Consider the following 20743-nt stretch of genomic DNA (forward strand, 5'->3'; position numbering starts at 1 on the left):
CCAAAATTCTTAGCTAATAACTTCAACTCCTCTCCCATTTACGCCCGATTCATGAAATCTGCAATTGATTTGTTGAGCAGCATAAAGCTTCTGAATCGAGTTTTTCAACTCAGTTAAATCTTGGTCGGTTTTGAAAAATGCAAACATACTAGGCCCTGAACCCGAAATATTGAAGCCAATAGAATCTCTCTTTTTACAAAGCGTTTCAACTTCATCATAATTCGGAATTAGCGTTTTTCTAAAAGGCTGGGCAAGCACATCGTGAAGTGAATTGGTGATTAACGGGTAATTCGAAGTTGTCAAACCATTGATTAGTCCGGCCATATTTGCGGCTTGTTGAATGGCTGTTGACATCGAAAGTTCCTTTGGTAGAATGTTTCGTGCGTCAGCAGTTTTAATCACCACATCGGGAAAAACAATCAGCACCTTTAAATCCTTTGGATAAGCCACTTGAAAGCCGTCAAATGGATCACAAGATTTCACGGCAACAAAACCTCCCAACATACATGGCGCAACATTGTCGGCATGTCGGTTTCCCGAAGCCAACATTTCTCCGTCCAAGGCAAAGCTGATCAATTCTTCTTTGGAGTAATCCGATTCGAGCAAGGCATTGGCCGCATAAACGGCTCCGACCGCACTCGAAGCTGAAGAACCCAAACCGCTTCCTGGCGTAAAATTCTTTTCGATTCGAATGGTGAAGCCGCCTTTGTAGCCAATGTCATCACAAAATGACCTAAGGGCTACTGTCGCCACATTCTTCTCAGGGTTCAATGGTAAGTCAGCACCTATCGCTTCGATCACATATTCCTGATCTTCTCGTTTGGAAAGCGTGATAACATCGCCCATACCTTCTAAAGCAAAGCCAAGAATATCGAAACCCGGACCTACATTTGATACCGAAGCTGGAGCGAAAATGGTTATTGATTTAGTCATTAGTGGATTAGACATTAGTCATTGGCAATTGGTCATTTGAAAAACACTACTGACAAATGACCATTGACCAATTTACTGATTAGCAATTCGTAATACATCTGCAAAAATACCTGAAGCAGTAACCTCAGCTCCTGCTCCTGCTCCCTTCACCACCAATGGCTGCTCTTCATAGCGATCGGTGTAGAACAACACGATGTTGTCTTTCCCTTCTAGAAAATAGAATGGATGGCTTTTCTGAACCTTCTCAAGCCCAACTTTAGCAATTCCATCTTTGAAACTGGCGACTACTCTCAACTGTGCATCTTCAGATTTTGCATCATCATAAATGGCTTTAAAATGATCTTCATTTTCATCTAGCAACTGATAAAACGAATCCAAATCCGATGCATTTTCACACGCTTCTGGTAAGAAAGAAACCAGCTCAATTTGATCCATTTCCCATTTTCTTCCACTTTCTCGAATCAGAATCAAGAGCTTGCGCATCACATCTTCACCCGATAAATCCAAACGTGGATCAGGTTCAGTGAGTCCTAGAGCTTTGGCGTCTTTTACAATGCTTGAAAAGGGTTTGGTGCCATCATAATTATTGAAAAGATAGTTGAGGGTTCCGCTTAAAACCGCCTGGATTGCATGAATTCTATCTCCCGATTTAAAAAGATCGTTCATGGTAGAAATCACAGGAAGCCCAGCGGCTACATTGGTTTCAAACAGGAACTGGCTGCCATATTTCTTGGTCGCGTATTTCAGCGATAAGTATTTCGACATTTCTCTCGTAGCCGCAATCTTGTTCGGAGTCACCACAGAAATGCTCAATTCCAGCAACTGCTGATATACTTCAGAAATGGATTTAGAAGCCGTAATGTCTATGAACACACTATTCCGTAAATTCAGCTCCTCCATTTGGGCAATAAAAGCTTCTATGGTAGAAGGATTTCCATTTTGCAGTAGTTCTTCCCAATGTGTTAAATCAATACCCTCTTCTTCGAAATATGATTTCTTCGAATTCGCTACAGCAACCACTTGAATATCAACTCTGAATTCCTTGGCCAGCATGGCTTGTTGGCGCTTTACCTGACTCAAAAAGGCCTTTCCAACATTTCCAACGCCTACCACAAAAAGGTTGACCTTTTTCAATTCTGAAAGGAAAAAGCTTTCATGAAGCGTATTTAGAGCTTTTTTCAAATCTGATTTGGCAATAATTGCGGTTATATTTCTTTCGGAAGAACCTTGGGCAATTGCTTTTACACTGATACCATTTCGGCCTAAAGTATTGAACATTTTACCTGAAATGCCCACTTGATTTTTCATATGTGAACCCACCAAAGCAATCACGCTCAAGTCCTCTTCAATTACGGCTTCGTCAATTTTCTTCATGGAAATCTCTGATTCAAATTCCGAATTGATTGCCTCAGCAGCATTGGCCGCATCAGCTTTTGAAATACCCACGCAAATGGAGTGCTCCGATGAAGCCTGCGTAATCATAATCACATTAATTCCAGCTTCGCTCAAGGCTTTAAAAAGTCTGAAAGAGAAACTCGGAATTCCCACCATACTAGCTCCGCTAAGGTTCACCAAAGCGATATCTTGAATGCTGGAAATACCACAAATGGCCTGTTTTTCATCATCCCATTCTTTGGTAACCAAAGTTGCTGGGCCAGAAGCATCGAAGGTATTCTTTACCCAAATCGGAATTTCAGCATCCAATGCAGGTTGAATACTTGGCGGATAAAGCACCTTTGCACCAAAATGCGACAGTTCCAAGGCTTCTTCATACGAAACATGCTGAAGTAAATGTGCAGAAGGAACCAATCTCGGATCGGCAGTCATGAGGCCGTTTACATCCGTCCAAATTTGAAGTTCTGTGCCGCCAAAAACGTTGGCCAGAACAGCAGCCGTGTAATCCGAACCACCGCGACCTAAAGTAGACGTTTCATTGTCGCTGGTAGAAGCGATGAAACCGGGAAAAATACTGATTGGCGACAGCTGAGGTTTCAGTTCATTTAGAGCAGATTTGGTGGACTGCCAAAGTACATTTGCACCGCCAAACTTCTTGTCCGTCACCAAATATTGGCGACTGTCATACAATTCTGCTTGAAGGCCTTCTTTCTTCAAAAACTCGCTGATGATGAAACTGGAAAGCCTTTCTCCACAAGACTGGACATAATCGCTGGTGCGAGGTGTCAATTCGCGAAGCAAATACACTCCACGACAAATCTCTGTCAACCGAACGAAAAGTTTCGCGATTTCTTCACAAGTAAATTTACCAGTCAATTCTTGATAAGCGGAACAATGTTTTTCTTCGAGCGCGAGTAAATCAGCTTCATATCCAGCGTCTCGTTTGGCGGCTTTCTCCGAAATTGAAATCAGGGTGTTCGTGACTCCGCTCATGGCAGAAACCACCACAACCAACTGTTCATTAACTGATTCATTTTTAAGTATTTCAGCAACCTTCTTCATTGCTTCTACACTTCCTACGGATGTTCCACCAAATTTCAAAACCTTCATGGCTTCGCTGATTTATGATATTTAATTAACTATTTACAACTCTTTCTCATCGTCACCTTGAACTTGTTTCAAGGTCTTTTGAAAAGGGATCTGCCACTGAAACAATCCCAAATAATCGAGACAGGCTGATGTTCAAAATTAGAGGATAAACCCGAAGAGATTGGGCTTTTCATTGAGATATTCTACCTGATAATTGCGCGTTTTCATTTTCTCCCAAAGCGGCTCAAAATCGTCCTTGCTCAAATGCTCAATGCCGATCAAAGCAGGCCCTTTTTCACGAGCGGTTTTCTTTGAATACTCAAAGTGAACAATGTCGTCATTTGGCCCGAGCACTTCTACCAAGAAATCCCTTAAAGCTCCTGCCCTTTGCGGAAAGCGAACGATGAAATAGTGTTTCAAGCCTTCATAAAGTAATGATCGCTCACGGATTTCCTCAGTCCTTGAAATATCATTATTACTTCCAGAAAGCACACAAACCACGTTTTTTTCTTTGATTTCATCTTTGAACAACTCCAAGGCTGAAACGCTCAACGCTCCTGCTGGCTCAACCACAATAGCCTCTCGATTATAGAGTTCGAGCATAATGGTGCAAACCAATCCTTCTGGAACCGTGATTACCTGATCCAAAGACTGACGGCAAATCTGAAAAGTCTTTTGCCCAACCCCTTGAACTGCAGCGCCATCCACAAACTTATCGATGCTTTCTAAAACCACATTCTCGCCAGCCTCAATGGATTTTAGCATGGCTGGAGCGCCTGCTGGCTCCACTCCTATGATTTTAGTCTTAGGACTTAACTTTTTGAAAACCGTAGAAACACCAGCGGAAAGTCCACCGCCACCCACTGGCAGAAATAAATAATCGATAGGCTCTTCAGCATCGGCAAGAATTTCCAAGCCAACCGTACCTTGACCTTCAATAACAGCTTCATCATCAAACGGATGGATGAATGTTGCTTTTTGCTTCTCACAGAATTCCATCGCCAGATGATAGGCATCATCAAAGGTATCCCCGATCAAAACCACGTCCACCCAGTTCTTTCCAAAGAATTTGACCTGATCAACCTTTTGTTTTGGAGTTGGAGAAGGCATGAAAATCGTTGCATTCACTTCTAATAAACGACAAGAATAAGCCACTCCTTGCGCATGGTTTCCCGCACTGGCACACACTACACCATTCGCTTTTTGAATGTCGCTTAACTGGCTGATTCGGTTATAAGCTCCACGAATTTTATAAGATCTAACTACTTGTAAGTCTTCGCGCTTGAACTGAATATTCGCTTCGTATTTCTCCGAAAAGGAAAGGTTCGGCATCAATGGCGTTTTTTGAACAACTCCTTGAAGTCTCTCTTGAGCCTTTTCAATATCTGCCAGTTGCGGAATGTAATGTGTTGTGGTTTGCATTGATTCCATGTTTGTATTTAATCGTTTCGTTACAATGCTTTGGGTTAAATACCCTAAGGGCTAAAAAAACGAGACCCTGAAGCAAGTTCAGGGTGACGTTCAATTATTTTATGAGTTCAGAAACTAAACTAGCTCTTCCTTCTCAACAGCTGGGGCATTTTCAGGGCGAAGTGCGCGAACCGCCTTTCCTGCTTGCCACATCTCTGAGTTTTTAAGCTCGTCCAATTCTACCTGAAGCTTTTCTCTGTAATCAGCCTGAGAGTTTGAATCGATTGATTTTTGAGCTTCTACTCCCGCTTTAACTGAAGCATAAAGTTTCTCGAAAACAGGCTTGGTTGCTTCGTAGAAAGGATCTTTCCAGTCCAAGGCACCGCGCTGGGCTGTAGTAGAACAGTTGGCATACATCCAGTCCATTCCATTTTCTGCAATCAAAGGATAAAGCGATTGAGTTGCTTCTTCCACTGTTTCGTTAAATGCTTCTGAAGGTGAGTGTCCGTTGGCTCTCAAAACTTCGTATTGCGCTTGGAATAAACCTTGAATAGCGCCCATCAAAGTTCCTCTTTCACCGGTAAGGTCAGAAGTAACTTCTTTAATGAATGTGGTTTCGAAAAGGTATCCTGAACCTACACCAATTCCTAAAGCAAGGATTCTATCTCTAGCTTTGCCTGTAGCATCTTGGTGCACTGCGAAAGACGAGTTCAAGCCTTTTCCTTCTACAAAAAGTCTTCTCAAACTAGTTCCAGAACCTTTAGGAGCCACAAGTGCCACATCTACATCGGCTGGAGGAACGATGCCCGTTTTGTCAGAATAAGCCACACCAAAACCGTGAGAGAAATAGAGCATTTTGCCAGCTGTCAAATGTTCTTTAACGGTTGGCCAAAGCTGAATTTGAGCAGCATCTGAAAGCAAATAGCAGATGATAGTTCCTTTTTCCAACGCCTCTTCAATAGAGAAAAGGTTAACGCCTGGCTCCCAACCATCTTCAACGGCTCTGTCCCAAGACTTAGACGGTTGTCTTTGCCCTACAATAACATTGATGCCATTATCTTTAAGATTAAGTGATTGTCCTGGTCCTTGAACGCCATAGCCAATAATAGCGATGGTTTCGTCTTTAAGCACATCCTGTGCTTTTTCTAATGGGAATTCGTCTCTGGTTACTACGTTTTCTTCAACGCCTCCAAAATTGATTAAAGCCATTTTATTTAGTTTTAGTGATTTAATTATTTCTTTTCCGTACGATCTGACGGGTTATTTCAATTCTTCTAACTCATTCATAGGTTTGATTACCGAAACCCTTCCCGACCTGACAAATTCCAACACGCCATAAGGCCTCAGGAATTCGAGTAGTTCTTGGGTTTCTTCTTTATGTCCCGTTTTTTCAATGATCATAAAATCCTGTTCCATGGAAAGAATTCTGGCATTGTTATCCCGAATGAGTTTCTCTACCAAATTGCCTTCAGCCACTGTGTTAGTAGAAACCTTATAAAGGGCGATTTCCTGAAAAACAGTGTCTTCGTCTACATGAAAAACAGCCTTCAATACTTCCACCTGCTTTTCGATTTGTAACACCAACTTCTGAATTTGATCGTGTGTGGTATGCGCAACAATCGTGAAACGGTAAATGCCTGGCATCTCCGATTCAGAACTATTGATGCTGTCGATATTCAAATGTCTCCTCGTGAAAATGGAGGTAATCCGATTCAACAGCCCCACGCTATTTTCTGAAAATATTGATATGGTATATGCTTGTTCCATTTTATTCTAATCTTATATCTGACACACAAGCTCCTGTAGGCACCATCGGGAAAACATTGTCTTCCTTGCCCACATGCACTTCAAGCAAGTAGCTGCCATCATGTTCAATCATTTCTTTGACAGCATCTGCTAGATATTCCCGATCTGTAATTGACTTACCCTTAATGCCATAACCTTTAGCGATGGTCACAAAATCAGGGTTTTCCATTTCGGTAGAAGAATACCTTTTATCGAAGAAAAGCTGTTGCCATTGACGCACCATGCCCAAAAATGAGTTGTTGAGAATCAGGATTTTCACTGCAGCTTTGGTTTGGAAAATGGTTCCTAACTCTTGAATGGTCATTTGGAAACCGCCATCGCCAATCACAGCAATCACTTCTCTTTCAGGCGCGCCTAATTTTGCCCCCAAAGCGGCTGGCAAGCAAAATCCCATGGTACCTAATCCGCCAGAAGTCACATTGCTTTTTGTCTTTTTAAAGTGCGAATAGCGGCAAGCAATCATCTGATGCTGTCCTACATCGGTAACCAAAATGGCATCACCATTCGTCAACTTGTTGACCTGATTAATCACTTCGCCCATGGTAATGGGACCGTCTTCAGGAGCCAATTCCGCATCTATTACTTTTTCCTTTTCGATTTTATCAAACGCTCTGAATCGAGAAAGCCATTCTGGGTGCGAATTCACTTTCACTTTAGCCGTAAGCATTGAAAGCGTATCCTTACAATCACCCAACACTGGTACATCTACCTTTACATTTTTATTAATTTCCGCAGGATCAATATCCAAATGGATGATTTTGGCTTGCTTGGCATAAGTGTTTAGATCGCCAGTTACCCGATCGTCAAAGCGCATACCGATGGAAATGAGCACATCGCATTCATTGGTGAGTTTGTTTGGACCGTAGTTGCCATGCATGCCCAGCATTCCCACATTCAAAGGATGGTCGGTTGGAAGTGCGGAAAGTCCTAGCAAAGTCCAAGCTGAAGGAATGCCTGTTTTTTCAATAAAGGCTTTGAATTCCTCTTCAGCATTGCCCAAAATGATACCTTGGCCAAAAAGAACAAAAGGTCTTTTAGCCGAGTTGATTAGCGCAGCTGCTTTTTCAATTTGATTTTCGTCAATAGCAGGAACAGGTTTGTAACTTCTGATTTCTTCACACTTTCTGTATTCAAAATCGAGTTCTTGAAACTGTGCATCCTTTGTAATATCAATCAAAACGGGTCCAGGACGGCCAGACCTTGCAATATAGAAGGCACGCGCCAGAGCTGCTGGTAAATCTTCAGCCTTTGTTACCTGATAGTTCCATTTGGTAGCAGGCATAGAAATACTGATGATGTCTGTTTCTTGAAAAGCATCTGTGCCCAACAAACTTGATCCCACTTGGCCTGTTATACAAACCAAAGGTGTAGAATCAATCATGGCATCGGCAATTCCGGTGATAAGGTTTGTGGCGCCAGGGCCAGAAGTTGCCATTACCACCCCTACTTTTCCCGTAGCGCGCGCGTAGCCCTGAGCAGCATGAATAGCTCCTTGTTCGTGTCTTGAAAGCACATGATGCACTTGATCTTGATAATGAAAAAGAGCATCATAAACCGGCATAATTGCGCCACCAGGATAACCGAAAATTAAATCGACATCTTCTGCAACCAAAGATCTTATCACTGCATCAGCGCCAGTGGTTTTAAGTTTTTCCTTAACAGGTTGGGTAAGTGTAGCTTCTAAATACATATTATAAATCGGTTACACAGCCTTGGGAAGCCGAAGCCACCGTTTTGGCATATTTATACAATGCTCCTTTGGTTACTTTAAGCTCAGGAGCTTTCCAAAGGGCTTTTCTTTCTGCAATTTCTTCTTCGGGAATATCCAGTGAAATGGTATTGTTCACTGCATCAATTGTGATAGGGTCTCCATCCTTTACAATGGCAATGGTGCCTCCTACTTGGGCTTCGGGAGTCACATGGCCCACTACAAATCCGTGGCTTCCGCCTGAAAAACGACCATCTGTGATCAAAGCTACGGAACTACCCAAACCAGCTCCGAAAATAGCCGAAGTAGGTTTTAGCATTTCCGGCATCCCTGGTCCGCCTTTCGGGCCTTCATATCGAATCACCACCACATGGCCAGGCTTTACGCGGCCTTCTCTCACTCCACCGATTACTTCATATTCATTGTCGAAAACAATGGCCTTGCCTTCAAATCTTTCACCCTCGTGCCCTGTGATTTTCGCTACAGCTCCTTCTTCGGCCAAATTCCCGAAAAGCATTTGCAAATGGCCTTGAGATTTGATTGGGTTTTCTAACGGACGAATTACATCTTGCCCTTCTTTCAAAGCAGGAACTTCGGCCAGGTTTTCAGCAACGGTTTTGCCAGTAACGGTTAAACAGTCGCCATGGAGCATGTTATTTTCCAACATAAACTTCATTACTGCTGGAATTCCACCTACCTCAAAAAGGTCTTCCATCATGTATTTTCCGCTGGGTTTCAAATCGCCTAGCAAAGGAGTTTCGTCAGAGAATTTTTGAAAATCCTGAAGGGTAAGATCGATGTCGCAACTATGAGCAATCGCGATTAAGTGCATTACAGCATTTGTTGAACCACCCAAAACGATTACCAATCGGATGGCATTTTCAAATGATTTCTTACTCAGAATATCGCTTGGCTTAATGTCCCTTTCCAAGAGATTTCGGATAGCAGCCCCGATATTATCGCACTCTTGCTGCTTATCTGCGCTTAAAGCTGGATTGGAAGCCCCATATGGCAAAGCCATCCCCAAGGCCTCAATAGCAGAAGACATAGTGTTCGCGGTGTACATTCCACCGCAAGCCCCTGCTCCTGGGCAGCTATTTTTGATAACCCCTTTATAATCTTCTTCCGAAATATCACCCGCAAACTTCTGCCCCAAGGCTTCGAAAGAAGAAACGATATTCAGTTTTTTGTTTTTGTAGCAACCCGAAGCAATGGTTCCTCCATACAGCATAATCGATGGGCGATTCAAGCGCGCCATGGCAATTAGTGCGCCCGGCATGTTTTTATCGCAGCCCACGACAGTTACAAGGCCATCGTAATAATGAGCACCCGCCACAGCTTCGATGGAATCGGCAATGATTTCGCGACTTACCAATGAATAGCGCATGCCTTCGGTACCATTGGCAATGCCATCGCTGACACCAATGGTATGATAAATCAAGCCAACCAAATCGTTTTTCCATACACTAGCTTTTACCTTTTCGGCCAAGCCATTAAGGTGCATGTTACAGGTATTTCCCTCGTAGCCCGTACTTACCACCCCAACCTGAGCCTTTTTCAGGTCTTCTTCCGTTAAGCCAATGCCGTAAAGCATGGCCTGCGAAGCCGGTTGGGTTTCGTCTTGTGTAAGTCGTTTGCTGTATTTATTCAGTTCCATTATGCGGTTTGTAGTCTCTTTTCAGAAAGTTTATGAATGATTTTTTGATACTCTTTTGAAATCTGAAATCCGATTGTGTATTCCCAAGGAAGTTTGAAAGACACACCATTTAATTGGTTAATACCCGCAATTTCCGCTGCTGTTCCTGTAAAGAATGCGCCATCGGCACCCAGAACCTTGTCTGGAGGGAAATAAGCTTCTACAACTTCATAGCCCAAGTCTTTGGCAATGTCAATCGCTGTGGCGCGTGTAATTCCAGGTAGAATATTGCCCAATGGTGGCGTGTAAAGCACTTTATCTTTTTCGAAGAAAAAGTTAGCTCCGCTAGCTTCAGCAACAGAACCATTTTCATCTAGCAGTAAAGCTTCGTCAAAGCCTTTGCTTTTGGCTTCGGTAGTTGCCAAAATGGAATTGGTGTAATGACCAGTTACTTTGGCTTCTACCGGTACAGCGCGCGGATTTGGTCTCTCATAGGAAGAAACCATTACATTCAGCTGCTTATCACCCAAGTATTTACCCCATTCCCAAGCGCACATAAAAAGATGAGAATCTTCAACTGTGCTGAGGGTCATGTTTTCCCCAAGAAAAATTAACGGCCGGATATAAGCATCCTTAAGCCCGTTCTTCTCAAGCAATTCGTAAGTAATTTCGGTGAGTTGTTCGACTGAATAGTTAAAAGGCATGTGCATTTTTTCAGCCGAAAGCAGTAACCTTTCGTAATGCTCTTCGGCTTTGAAAACACCGGTAACTCCATCGCAATCATAAGAGCGGATGCCTTCAAAGACACCGCTACCGTAGTGCATACTTTGGCTGTACAAACTGGCGTTTGCTTCGCTGGCTTTTAGCCATTTTCCATCTAAAAAAACTATGGTTTCTTGTCCGTAATACATATTTCAGATATTTAAACTTATACTTTCCTTATGGCCCTTAACAGGGAGATTTTACATTTGCTACAATTTTTAAAACCGAGTTTTATTTTTTTAAACGATTAAAAATCAATTATTTACAAATATTCAATTACAGTTTTAAGACTTAAACATTAGCGCTTTTACTGTTTTACTTGAATAGATCCTGAACCAAGTTTCCGGATAACGATACAACAAAAAAGGCCCTTCCCACGGAGTGAGAAAGGCCTTCATTTATGCATACAGAAGTCGCTCCCTCACCCCGATGGGCCGGTAATAATGACTACTGTAATGGTGTTGTTATTTAGTTTCATTTCTAAACAATTCGTCCCCTGGACTTATTTAAGTGACTTTAATTCATAGATCCTGAAACGAGTTCAGGATGACGCAATAAAAAAGCCTTCCGTTTCGGGAAGGCCTTTTCTAATATTTTTCACATATAGCACAGCCTCCCGTCATGTTTTCACGACAGTAATAATGGTTGTGATAATGGTGTTGATCATTTTCATTGCTTCAAAGGAAGGAAGTTTATTTTTGGGGTCAAAGGGAATTTTGAGAAATTATAAGAATATTAAGACTTCAAACTCACTCATTATGAAAGATGATAATTTTCATAATCCACCATATTTATTCAGGTATAGAAATAATAGTTCTTTCACCTTAGATGAATTAGAAAATTCCTATGTGTATTTCCCTAATAGAACACAGCTTAACGATCCATTCGATTGTTATCTAAAACTTCTTGATTTTGATATGTCTAGTGAGCATATCAGGGACATAAATAAACGAATTATATCAAATCGTTTTAAAAGCTTAAATCGAAAGGAAAGGCGGGTAAGAGAAAGGGAAGCAAGGCTAACTGGAAATGAAATTAAGGAAGTTATTGATGGAAGTTTTTCTCGCATAATAAACTCAATAGGTATAGCCTGTTTCACTGTCAATCCCGCTAACATTCTCATGTGGTCTCACTATTCTAATTTTCATAAGGGTTTATGCCTAAGGTATGATATATCTAAGGCCCCGCATTTCTTTAAGGATTTGAAGCAAGTCAGATATGTAGACCATTTTGAAGTAAAGAAATTCAAACTTGAAAAGATCAAACCATATTAGATCATCTTTTTTATACAAAGGCACAAAACTGGAATGTTGAGCAGGAATTAAGGCTTATGAAAGAATATTCAGGAAAAATAACTATACCAAATCAAGCATTGGTTGGTATAATCTTCGGTATGAAAAGCGAGTCTGGATTCATTGAAAATGTGGTAAAACGGACTTTTAAAAGATATCCAAATTTGAAATATTATTTATCCAAACCTTCTCAGAACTCCTACGGTTTGAATCTTGAGGAAGTTGAATTTCCTGAGATTATGTAAACACATTGTAATTACATTTCGTATATTCGAATATGGAACTCCCGATTATTAAAATAGGCAATTCAAAAGGTATCAGACTTTCTAAAACCGTTTTAGAAAAATATCAAATTGAAGATAAAGTAGAGTTATTGATGGAAGATGACGTTTTAATTATCAAGCCGATCAAAAAGGTGAGAGCTGGTTGGCATGAAGCTTTTCAGCAAATGCATGAAGCAGGAGATGATCAATTGCTAATTGATGATGTCTTCGAAGATGAAAATTTTGAAGAGCAATGATTATTAACCAATATGAAATATTACTGGTAAACTTAGCCCCCACAGTAGGCAGCGAAATTAAAAAGACGAGACCCTGCTTGCTTATTTCTCCCAACGAAATCAACTACAATCTTAGAACAGTCACCATTGCTCCATTGACTTCTACGAGTAAGCCTTACCCTACGCGAGTTCAAATCTACCTTAATAACCAAGATAGTTGGGTGGTTCTTGATCAAATAAGAACCATCGATAAAGCGAGGATTATCCGAAATCTTGGTAAGATCAATTCAACTGAAATCACAGAAGTAAAGGCTGTGATAAAGGAAATATTTGTCGACTAATACCTTCTACTTCTCGCAAAAAACACCCTTTGGAAAATAGATCCGCTTATGTTCAAAGGTCATTAATCCTTTTTTTACCAAGTCGTGTTGGGCAAATTCAGATTCAAGACCTCCTTCTTTGTCACTTTTGTATATGATAACCTGACCTTGATTGTCATTAAAGTTAAGCGCACCAACAATAAAATCAGGCGGTCTATTTTTCTTCACTTTGCTAATCAAGTCTTCAGTAAATCGATTCGTTTTAGCAGCGACTACATCTTCATTGGTTGCGTCCGTTTTATAGTGAACGAAATAATAGGAAGTCATTTCAACATCGGCTTCATTCAAATGCCAAAGTGTACATAATTCTCTATTGCCTTTATTATTTGTGATGACATCTGCTGGGAAAACTTCCAAAATGAATCTTCCAGCAGCAATGGCAGGATCGGAATCCAAAACGGCCTGGGTTGCTTCCAAGTCCGTATCGAAAATAAAAATGCCGCCTCCAGTATAAAACGGCCCTGCCGCTATCATCTTTTGCTCTTTCACCAGTCTGTTGATGTTCGCCATATGGCCAGCTTGCAACGAATCTACTTGAGCTTGTGGAAGATCTGCCCTATCCGGATTGGTATTCAAGAATACAAAAGTGTATCGACCATTGCCATATTGGGCGAATGTTACCGAACATAAAAGGAATAGGGCTAGACACAGGAAGGATTTCCTCACAAAATAGCTTTCTCTATCATTCTCCAATAAGATTTCTTTAAACCATGTTTTCATGAGAGTTTAACTTATTAATTTTGTGAACATTTTTTTAAAAAGTGCTCAAATGATACGCGACCTAAAGGCTTCCTTAAAGCGGATATATCTATCAAATGAATATAAAAATAGCCAAAAGATTTTTTGCATTGGTAGAAATAAAACGGGTACTACAAGTATGGAGCAAATCTTTAAAATGGCTGGCTATAAGGTGGGTTCACAATCAATCGGAGAAAGCCTAATGGAGTATTGGGCTCGCGGTGATTTCAATAAAATAATCAAGTTCGCAAAGTACGGTGGAGAAGCTTTTCAAGATGTGCCTTTTAGTTGGCCAAACACTTACAAGGTTTTGGCGGAAAGCTTTCCCAATGCCAAATTCATTCTAACGGTAAGAGATTCTGGTGATATATGGTACAACTCGTTAATCAACTTTCACACAAAATTTTTTGGTAATGGACAATTACCAACCAAAGAAGTTTTGATGGATGCAGATTATAATGGCAAAGGGTGGATTTGGAAAACATATAAACATCTTCACAATGTTTCTGACGATGATATTTACAATAAAGAAATTCTTGTGAGTGACTATAATCGACACAATAAAGAAGTTATCTCCTATTTTAAAGAAACCCCAGAAAGATTGCTTGTAATAAACTTGTCTCAGAAAGATGCTCCTCAGCTCATTACCGAGTTCTTAAGCTTACCCTTTACCCTGACTGAGATTCCTTGGGAAAACAAAACCTAAACCGCAACCAACAAGTCAGGATTTTGTTTTCATTAAGTGATATTTGCTTCTGTGTTTTTAAAAAGCTTTTGTCTATTTTTGATCACCCATCCAATAGTCTATCCAATCATCGTATATCAGAATCAATGCGATTTTTTCATTTTTATGAGGTTGAATAAGAATATATGATCATTAATGTTACCAAAACCTTTTTCCCATCAGAAGAGGTTTACAATAATTATGTGAAGCAAATTTGGCAAAATGGATGGTTAACGAATCATGGTGCCTTATCTATACTTTTAAAAGATCGACTTTCTGATTTTTTAAAAGTAGAGCAATTAATGCTTACATCTAATGGGACCATTCCGATTCAAATTGCGATTAAAGCTTTGGCTCTTGAGGGAGAGATTATCACCACACCCTTTAGTTATATTGCCACATCTGCTGCTATTGTTTGGGAGCAATTAAAGCCAGTTTTTGTAGATATTCATCCAGAATACCTAAGCATAGATGAATCTAAAATAGAATCAGCTATTACACCAAGAACCACGGCAATTTTGGCCACTCATGTCTTTGGGAACCCCTGTAATGTTGAGGCAATTGAATACATAGCTTTGAAACACAACCTCAAAGTAATTTATGATGCCGCGCATTCTTTTGATGTGAAATACAAAGGCCAATCTATATTTAACTATGGCGATATCAGCACTTGTAGTTTCCATGCTACCAAACTATTTCATACTGGCGAAGGAGGAGCTTTAATCTGTCAATCGCCTGAGATTTTCGAAAAATCAAAACAGCTCGGGAATTTTGGACATAGTGGACAATATGATTTTCATGGTTTAGGCATCAACGCCAAAATGAGTGAGTTACATGCTGCGATGGGGCTTTCAGTTTTGGGTGAATTTGATCATATAAAATCAGGGAGAAAGCGGGCTGTAGAACATTATCGAAGATGCCTAAACTTTGAGACGATCTGCGAAATCAAAATCCGAGAAAATACAGAATGGAACTACAGTTACTACCCTATAATATTTGATCAAGAAGAAGATCTATTAAACACCATAAGTGACTTAAATGCATTAGGAATTTTCCCTAGGCGCTACTTCTACCCTTCTCTAAATACAGTTGAGTACCTAAAGGGGCAAGTGATGCCTATTTCAGAGTCCATTTCTAAAAGAATTCTCTGCTTACCATTATTTGCTGATTTGCAACTCGATTCGGTTGAACAAATATCATCAGTGGTTAACAATGTATGTGAACTAAATCGAGCTCAAGTTCAAGCTTAAAAATGAAGTTAGGGATCATGCAGGCATATTTCTTCCCTTACATAGGGTACTTTCAGCTCATCGATTCGGTGGACAAATTTATTATTTATGATCGCGTAACATTTAGAAAGAGAAGTTGGATTACAAGAAATCGTCTGTTGAATAATTCGACTGGAGAGCCGTATTTTATCAATGTGCCCGTTCAAGATGCTAGTTCAAACAAACTGATTAGCGAAATAGAAATTGACAATTCCAATGCTTGGGCTTCTCAACTTTTAAAAAGAATCTATTTCGACTATAAAAGAGCCTCTTACTTTTCTGAAGTCTTCGGTCTTTTAGAAAGTAATTTATGTAAGGTTTATACAACCATTCAAGGGCTGAATTCTCAATTGATCATTGCGCTCTGTAATATTCTTGAGATCAAAACTGAAATTTCATTCCAAAACTCGGCTTTTAATGAACTTGAGGTGAATCTGGAAGCCAATGCTCATCAATCGGGATTAGAAGTTAAAACCCAGCGAGTAATTGATATTTGCCGAAAAGAAGGAGCGCATACTTACATCAACCCAATTGGGGGAACTGAGCTTTACGACAAAGAACAATTTATTGATAATGGCTTAAACCTGTTTTTCATTCATTCAAAACAGAGTGATCCATATGCTCAATTCAAACATCCTTTTGTGCCTTATCTCTCAATTATAGATGAGCTGATGCACCAAGGAATACCAACTGTACAATCAAAAATCAAAAACTACAAGCTCGTTTAATCTGAGTAAAATGGACTTACAGACTTTTCAGAAGAAATATCAAAAAAAGGAAGTTATAGAATATCCGAATCAGGTGAGCTCCACTCCTCTTGTTTCGGTTAAGGTATTGGCTTACAATCATATAGAATACTTAAAAGATTGCTTGGATTCCATTTTGATGCAAAAAACATCATTCGATTTCGATATTGTTTTGGGTGAAGATGAGTTTTCTGATGGAACCAGGGAGCTATGTATTGAATATGCTGAGCGGTATCCGAATAAGATTAGACTTTATTTACACACTCGAGAGAATAATATTCGAGTGAATAATAAGCCAACGGGCCTCTTTAATAGCTTTTACACCAACTATATGATTCAAAGTGCGAAGTATATAGCTATTTGTGAGGCGGATGATTACTGGAGAGATCCCTATGCGTTAGAAAAGAGGGTAACCTTTTTAGAAAATAACCCTGACCATGTCATGAGTTTTCATGACGCCATTGGTATTAGACCTGGTCAGAATATTGAAGAAGGAAGCAATTTCTTGCCTTACGATAAGGACACAACTTTGGAAGGAGAAGAAATGATAGAAAGGGTCATCCCAACAGCTTCAATAGTATATAAGAACCACCTTTTCGACAAGTTTGAAGAAGGAATGGAAAATGTGGTTTTGGGTGACATGTTATTACGCGCAAGACTAAGCCTTTTTGGCAAAGCTCGTTACCTCCATGATGTAATGCCATCAGTTTACCGCTATCACGATTCAAGCAGCTACAGCTCCTTACCTCTAGCTGAACGTATGAATTTAACTTTTCAAACCAGAAAATTCCTCATATCGCATATTGCAGACACCGAAGAAAGGAGAATTAGTATGGAAAGGAGTTTGGCTCTCAAATATATGGGTTACTTCTTCGGTATGATAAAATTTGAAAAGCGCTTGAAATTCGAATTTTTAAAAGAATCAAAGTACTACGCAAAACGCAGTGGAACTTCTATGCCACAAATATTTAAGTATTGGCTATCAGAAAAAGTAAAAGGATAACATTATAAATCATGAATATAAACTCTTCTCCAGAACTCAATATTTTTGACTTTGCAAAAAGTGAATTGAGCATTTTTGAATTAGCTCCGTTTATCAAAGATCAACTGAACAAGGTTGGTTATTTGGTGATTAGAAATTGTGATTTTGATCCTAATGATATTCCTTCTGCTCATGAATTAATCCTGAAAACTACCAATCTAATCGGAGATCCAATTTCTCATGATGTTAACAACTCCATAGTTTGGGATATCAAATCGAATGGAGCCATGAACAAAGGTGTAGTTACCTATTCAGAGCATAGCCATGAAGCACAATTGCATACCGACAGCCAATACAGCTATAGCCCAGAAGAAGCCTTTGCTTTGCTTACACTTAAAAAGGCCAACTGTGGTGGTGGAGAATCCTTTCTGCTAAGCATGGAGCATATTCTTATGGAGTTAAGGTCGAGCCCAGAAGGAATAAGAATTGAAAAGGCGCTTAGAGAAACTGATTTTCCATTTATTGTGCCTAATGTTTTCAAAAGAAGTGCTGAAGAAGTAGAGTTTAATTTTGGTCCAATTCTTTCAGATGGAAGAATTCGTTTTAGAGTAGATACTTTGGAGAAGGCTTTAGATATTCGACCAGATTTATGCTCTGAAGAACAAGTTGAAGCTTATAAGTTTTTGAAAGAATTAATATTGAGTTCGGCCAATACTCTTAATTTTTACTTGGAGAATAGGGATTTAATTTTCATTAATAACCTGACAATGCTTCATGGCAGAAGTGAATTTAAGGATGAAAATAGACACTTATTAAGAGTTCGATTCAATCTTAAAAAGGAAGAGAATATTGTTGATTCATCAGAATTGGCTGAAACCGTATGACCCAAGAATTGCTCTATAAAATCAAGTGTCTATTGTCTAAATTGGATTTGAGCTTTTGACATCACTTAAAACAAAGGCCAGAAACGGTATTCTCTGGACCCTCATAGATAGTTTCTTTACTAAGTTTTGCATGTTTTTAACTGCAATTCTTATGACCCGAATTCTTAGTCCTGAAGAATTTGGTTTGGTGGGAATGATCATGATTTTCATTTCTTTGGGAAACGTTCTTGTGGACAGCGGCATGGGAAATTCCATTATAAGAGACAATGACTCAGATTCTTTGGACTTCTCCACCGTATTCTATACCAACCTAGCAATTAGTATAGTTCTCTATACCATTATCTTTTTCAGTGCCCCTTTGGTAGCTAGTTATTTTGAGCAACCTATTCTTGAAGATATTCTCCGAGTGTATGGCATCATCATATTGATCACAGCCTTTTCATCTATTCAGAAGAGTATATTAATCAAAGAATTGTCGTTCAAACGATTAACACTTTTAAGTATGCCTGGCGTAATTATAGGCTCCAGTGTTGGGATTTACATGGCTTACAATAATTACGGTGTCTGGAGTTTGATTGCATTACAACTGACCACACAGGCCATCACATCTGTACTCATTTGGCTCAAATCTGATTGGATTCCTAAATGGCACTATAGTAAAGAGAAAATCAAATACCATTGGAACTTCGGTTCGAAACTGATGGTAGCAGGAGTTTTCAATGTGATTTTTAATGAAATATATTCAGTGGTAATTGGTAAGCGATTTACAGTTGACTTGGTGGGACATTATAATAGAGCAAAAACTTATAATGTCTATCCCTCCGATCTTATTTCTCAAATCATATCTAAGGTTACTTACCCTCTTCTTTCCAAAATAAAAGACAACCAAGAAAGTTTGTCCAATACATATAGAGCCATTCTTAGGTCATTGTTTTTTCTGGTAACACCTATCATGTTTGTGCTTTGCGTTTTAGCCAAACCCATATTCGTTACTTTATTCACTGAAAAGTGGCTTCCAGCTGTTCCTTATTTCCAAATCCTTACTTTATCTTCAATTCTCTACCCCATTCATAATTTCAACTTGAATGTTTATAAGGTATTTGGTAGAACAGACTTGTACCTTAAACTAGCTTTCATTCGACAGATGTTAGTCTCTTTAGTAATCATTATAGGCTTATTTTCAAGCATATATGTTATACTCTGGGGAATGGTTTCAATCTCTTACATAGCCCTGTTCATCAACACCTACTATAGCCAGAAACTAATTGGATACGGAACCCTGACTTAATTAAAAGACATGTTGCCTACTTGGCTTACCGCTGGAATATCAGCTTTTTTGGGATGGGCCATATTGAATTATCTAGCAGAATATTCAGCCTTTATACAAATCCCTTTAATCTCCATTTTAATGATGGCTTGCTATTTAGCCCTGAACCTTCTCATCAGAAATCCTTCATTCTTTGAATTCAAAAAGTACTTTCTATTTCTATTGAATAGAAAGTCCAGTTAGTCTTCCGTAGAATTTACAAACTCATGTTTTAAAGTATTGGCAATGCCTTCAGATAAGGTATATGGGGCTTTAAATCCTGTACCGTGTGCCTTTTGAGCATTAAATTGAGTAGTAGCGCAGAATTTTTGAATTCTTACAGAACTTATAGGCAATTCTTTTCCACTCACTTTTGATAACAAATCGAAGCCTAATCCTGCCATATAACCTAACCTATATGGAATTCTAACTTTGGAAATATTTAAACCTAAACTGTCTTCGCAAACTTTGATAATGTTGTTAGTGGTAAGGTCAGGCGAGTCTACATAATTATAAATTTGAAGCCCATGATTGAAGTTTTCAGCCGAATAATGAAGAAACGAAGCTAAGTTCCCTACGTAAGCCATAGATTTTCTGTTCTCTCCCTTCCCTATTCTCAAAAACTTACCACTGCTCATTTGTTTGAAGAGATTATATACATTACCTCTATTCCCTTCTCCAAAACAAACTGTAGGGCGAATTATAATTAAGCAGCGATTTTCAGGATCTTCATCATACCACTTTTTATAAACCAGCTCTGCTTCGTATTTACTTTTCCCATAATGGTTGCTAGGATCCGCAGGAAAATCTTCATCGGGATTGGGTTTATTTAGTCCATAAACGGCTACTGAACTCGTAAAGACAATCTTATTAATATTGTTTTCAACGCAGGCTTTACACACATTTTCGGCTCCAGTTACGTTCACATCATAGTAAAGCGAAATCGGGCTTACATTATCCTTATGTTCTGCAGCAAGATTGATGACTTGCTTTGCTCCTTTCAATGAGCTCTTTAGCGCCTCATAATCCAGAACATTTATTACAGTAGTGCTTTTGGTGTATTTGCTTCCCTCTTCTTTATCTAAAATCACAAAATTTGAATCTCCATTCTCAGATAAAATGTCAGACAGCTTTGTGCCAATAAATCCAGACCCTCCGATTATAACTTTCATCTCTAAACTTGAA

General features: G+C 39.5%; 20 protein-coding genes. 10 read left to right on the forward strand and 10 right to left on the reverse strand.

The window, feature by feature from the left end:
* Positions 1-9: 9 nt before the first annotated feature.
* From ACXACJ_RS07910 to ACXACJ_RS07945, 8 genes are all read right to left on the reverse strand, one after another.
* Entirely contained in the window at positions 10-933 is a 924-nt protein-coding gene (locus ACXACJ_RS07910; protein ID WP_475133811.1) for a homoserine kinase, read from the reverse strand.
* A gap of 72 nt (positions 934-1005) precedes the next feature.
* Complete coding sequence (gene thrA, locus ACXACJ_RS07915; RefSeq protein WP_475133812.1) at positions 1006-3438, reverse strand: bifunctional aspartate kinase/homoserine dehydrogenase I; 2433 nt, start codon at positions 3436-3438, stop codon at positions 1006-1008.
* 138 nt (positions 3439-3576) lie between these two features.
* A complete protein-coding gene (gene ilvA, locus ACXACJ_RS07920; RefSeq protein WP_475133813.1) occupies positions 3577-4848 on the reverse strand; it encodes a threonine ammonia-lyase in 1272 nt (423 codons plus the stop codon).
* 114 nt (positions 4849-4962) lie between these two features.
* A complete protein-coding gene (gene ilvC / locus ACXACJ_RS07925; RefSeq protein ID WP_475133814.1) occupies positions 4963-6036 on the reverse strand; it encodes a ketol-acid reductoisomerase in 1074 nt (357 codons plus the stop codon).
* A 51-nt stretch (positions 6037-6087) separates the two neighbouring features.
* Positions 6088-6594: an acetolactate synthase small subunit gene (gene ilvN, locus ACXACJ_RS07930; RefSeq protein ID WP_475133815.1), complete on the reverse strand. Its 507-nt coding sequence runs from the start codon at positions 6592-6594 to the stop codon at positions 6088-6090.
* 1 nt (position 6595) lies between these two features.
* A complete protein-coding gene (ilvB, locus tag ACXACJ_RS07935; protein ID WP_475133816.1) occupies positions 6596-8323 on the reverse strand; it encodes a biosynthetic-type acetolactate synthase large subunit in 1728 nt (575 codons plus the stop codon).
* A gap of 1 nt (position 8324) precedes the next feature.
* Positions 8325-9998, reverse strand: a complete 1674-nt coding sequence (gene ilvD / locus ACXACJ_RS07940; RefSeq protein ID WP_475133817.1) for a dihydroxy-acid dehydratase — start codon at positions 9996-9998, stop codon at positions 8325-8327.
* Positions 9998-10888, reverse strand: a complete 891-nt coding sequence (locus ACXACJ_RS07945) for a branched-chain amino acid transaminase (protein ID WP_475133818.1) — start codon at positions 10886-10888, stop codon at positions 9998-10000. The genes ilvD and ACXACJ_RS07945 overlap by 1 nt, the downstream gene beginning before the upstream one ends.
* A gap of 609 nt (positions 10889-11497) precedes the next feature.
* Between ACXACJ_RS07945 and ACXACJ_RS07950 the strand changes: the two genes are divergently transcribed.
* Genes ACXACJ_RS07950 through ACXACJ_RS07965 form a run of 4 tightly spaced genes read left to right on the forward strand, consistent with a single transcriptional unit; the run spans position 11498 to position 12871 of the window.
* Positions 11498-12013, forward strand: coding sequence for a hypothetical protein (locus tag ACXACJ_RS07950; RefSeq protein ID WP_475133819.1), 516 nt, complete (start codon positions 11498-11500; stop codon positions 12011-12013).
* A 56-nt stretch (positions 12014-12069) separates the two neighbouring features.
* Positions 12070-12276, forward strand: a complete 207-nt coding sequence (locus ACXACJ_RS07955) for a hypothetical protein (protein WP_475133820.1) — start codon at positions 12070-12072, stop codon at positions 12274-12276.
* Between the two features lie 32 nt (positions 12277-12308).
* Positions 12309-12551, forward strand: a complete 243-nt coding sequence (locus tag ACXACJ_RS07960; protein ID WP_475133821.1) for an AbrB/MazE/SpoVT family DNA-binding domain-containing protein — start codon at positions 12309-12311, stop codon at positions 12549-12551.
* Entirely contained in the window at positions 12548-12871 is a 324-nt protein-coding gene (locus tag ACXACJ_RS07965; protein ID WP_475133822.1) for a type II toxin-antitoxin system PemK/MazF family toxin, read from the forward strand. Before ACXACJ_RS07960 ends, ACXACJ_RS07965 begins: the two co-directional genes overlap by 4 nt.
* Before the next feature lie 6 nt (positions 12872-12877).
* Here ACXACJ_RS07965 and ACXACJ_RS07970 read toward each other — a convergent pair whose 3' ends face one another.
* Entirely contained in the window at positions 12878-13630 is a 753-nt protein-coding gene (locus tag ACXACJ_RS07970; RefSeq protein WP_475133823.1) for a YciI family protein, read from the reverse strand.
* A 49-nt stretch (positions 13631-13679) separates the two neighbouring features.
* Here ACXACJ_RS07970 and ACXACJ_RS07975 point away from each other — a divergent pair, with 49 nt between their 5' ends.
* From ACXACJ_RS07975 to ACXACJ_RS08000, 6 genes are all read left to right on the forward strand, one after another.
* Positions 13680-14354: a sulfotransferase gene (locus ACXACJ_RS07975; protein WP_475133824.1), complete on the forward strand. Its 675-nt coding sequence runs from the start codon at positions 13680-13682 to the stop codon at positions 14352-14354.
* A 164-nt stretch (positions 14355-14518) separates the two neighbouring features.
* Entirely contained in the window at positions 14519-15622 is a 1104-nt protein-coding gene (locus tag ACXACJ_RS07980) for a DegT/DnrJ/EryC1/StrS family aminotransferase (RefSeq protein ID WP_475133825.1), read from the forward strand.
* A 2-nt stretch (positions 15623-15624) separates the two neighbouring features.
* On the forward strand, positions 15625-16368 hold the full coding sequence (locus ACXACJ_RS07985) for a WbqC family protein (protein WP_475133826.1): 744 nt from the start codon (positions 15625-15627) through the stop codon (positions 16366-16368).
* Positions 16369-16378: 10 nt separating this feature from the next.
* Positions 16379-17389 carry a glycosyltransferase family 2 protein gene (locus tag ACXACJ_RS07990; protein WP_475133827.1) on the forward strand — a complete coding sequence of 337 codons (1011 nt, stop codon included), beginning with the start codon at positions 16379-16381 and terminating at the stop codon, positions 17387-17389.
* 11 nt (positions 17390-17400) lie between these two features.
* Positions 17401-18252, forward strand: coding sequence for a TauD/TfdA family dioxygenase (locus tag ACXACJ_RS07995; protein ID WP_475133828.1), 852 nt, complete (start codon positions 17401-17403; stop codon positions 18250-18252).
* Between the two features lie 55 nt (positions 18253-18307).
* Positions 18308-19540, forward strand: coding sequence for a lipopolysaccharide biosynthesis protein (locus ACXACJ_RS08000; protein WP_475133829.1), 1233 nt, complete (start codon positions 18308-18310; stop codon positions 19538-19540).
* 218 nt (positions 19541-19758) lie between these two features.
* Here ACXACJ_RS08000 and ACXACJ_RS08005 read toward each other — a convergent pair whose 3' ends face one another.
* Positions 19759-20730: an NAD-dependent epimerase/dehydratase family protein gene (locus ACXACJ_RS08005; protein ID WP_475133830.1), complete on the reverse strand. Its 972-nt coding sequence runs from the start codon at positions 20728-20730 to the stop codon at positions 19759-19761.
* Between the last annotated feature and the right edge of the window lie 13 nt (positions 20731-20743).

The sequence above is a fragment of the Roseivirga sp. AWQ4_251 genome (genome assembly GCF_056158225.1).

Coding starts and splice junctions, on each gene's coding strand:
- ACXACJ_RS07910 (WP_475133811.1), bottom strand. CDS start 933: ATGACTAAATCAATAACCATTTTCGCTCCAGCTTCGGTATCAAATGTA.
- thrA (WP_475133812.1), bottom strand. CDS start 3,438: ATGAAGGTTTTGAAATTTGGTGGAACATCCGTAGGAAGTGTAGAAGCA.
- ilvA (WP_475133813.1), bottom strand. CDS start 4,848: ATGGAATCAATGCAAACCACAACACATTACATTCCGCAACTGGCAGAT.
- ilvC (WP_475133814.1), bottom strand. CDS start 6,036: ATGGCTTTAATCAATTTTGGAGGCGTTGAAGAAAACGTAGTAACCAGA.
- ilvN (WP_475133815.1), bottom strand. CDS start 6,594: ATGGAACAAGCATATACCATATCAATATTTTCAGAAAATAGCGTGGGG.
- ilvB (WP_475133816.1), bottom strand. CDS start 8,323: ATGTATTTAGAAGCTACACTTACCCAACCTGTTAAGGAAAAACTTAAA.
- ilvD (WP_475133817.1), bottom strand. CDS start 9,998: ATGGAACTGAATAAATACAGCAAACGACTTACACAAGACGAAACCCAA.
- ACXACJ_RS07945 (WP_475133818.1), bottom strand. CDS start 10,888: ATGTATTACGGACAAGAAACCATAGTTTTTTTAGATGGAAAATGGCTA.
- ACXACJ_RS07950 (WP_475133819.1), top strand. CDS start 11,498: ATGAAAGATGATAATTTTCATAATCCACCATATTTATTCAGGTATAGA.
- ACXACJ_RS07955 (WP_475133820.1), top strand. CDS start 12,070: ATGAAAGAATATTCAGGAAAAATAACTATACCAAATCAAGCATTGGTT.
- ACXACJ_RS07960 (WP_475133821.1), top strand. CDS start 12,309: ATGGAACTCCCGATTATTAAAATAGGCAATTCAAAAGGTATCAGACTT.
- ACXACJ_RS07965 (WP_475133822.1), top strand. CDS start 12,548: ATGATTATTAACCAATATGAAATATTACTGGTAAACTTAGCCCCCACA.
- ACXACJ_RS07970 (WP_475133823.1), bottom strand. CDS start 13,630: ATGAAAACATGGTTTAAAGAAATCTTATTGGAGAATGATAGAGAAAGC.
- ACXACJ_RS07975 (WP_475133824.1), top strand. CDS start 13,680: ATGATACGCGACCTAAAGGCTTCCTTAAAGCGGATATATCTATCAAAT.
- ACXACJ_RS07980 (WP_475133825.1), top strand. CDS start 14,519: ATGATCATTAATGTTACCAAAACCTTTTTCCCATCAGAAGAGGTTTAC.
- ACXACJ_RS07985 (WP_475133826.1), top strand. CDS start 15,625: ATGAAGTTAGGGATCATGCAGGCATATTTCTTCCCTTACATAGGGTAC.
- ACXACJ_RS07990 (WP_475133827.1), top strand. CDS start 16,379: ATGGACTTACAGACTTTTCAGAAGAAATATCAAAAAAAGGAAGTTATA.
- ACXACJ_RS07995 (WP_475133828.1), top strand. CDS start 17,401: ATGAATATAAACTCTTCTCCAGAACTCAATATTTTTGACTTTGCAAAA.
- ACXACJ_RS08005 (WP_475133830.1), bottom strand. CDS start 20,730: ATGAAAGTTATAATCGGAGGGTCTGGATTTATTGGCACAAAGCTGTCT.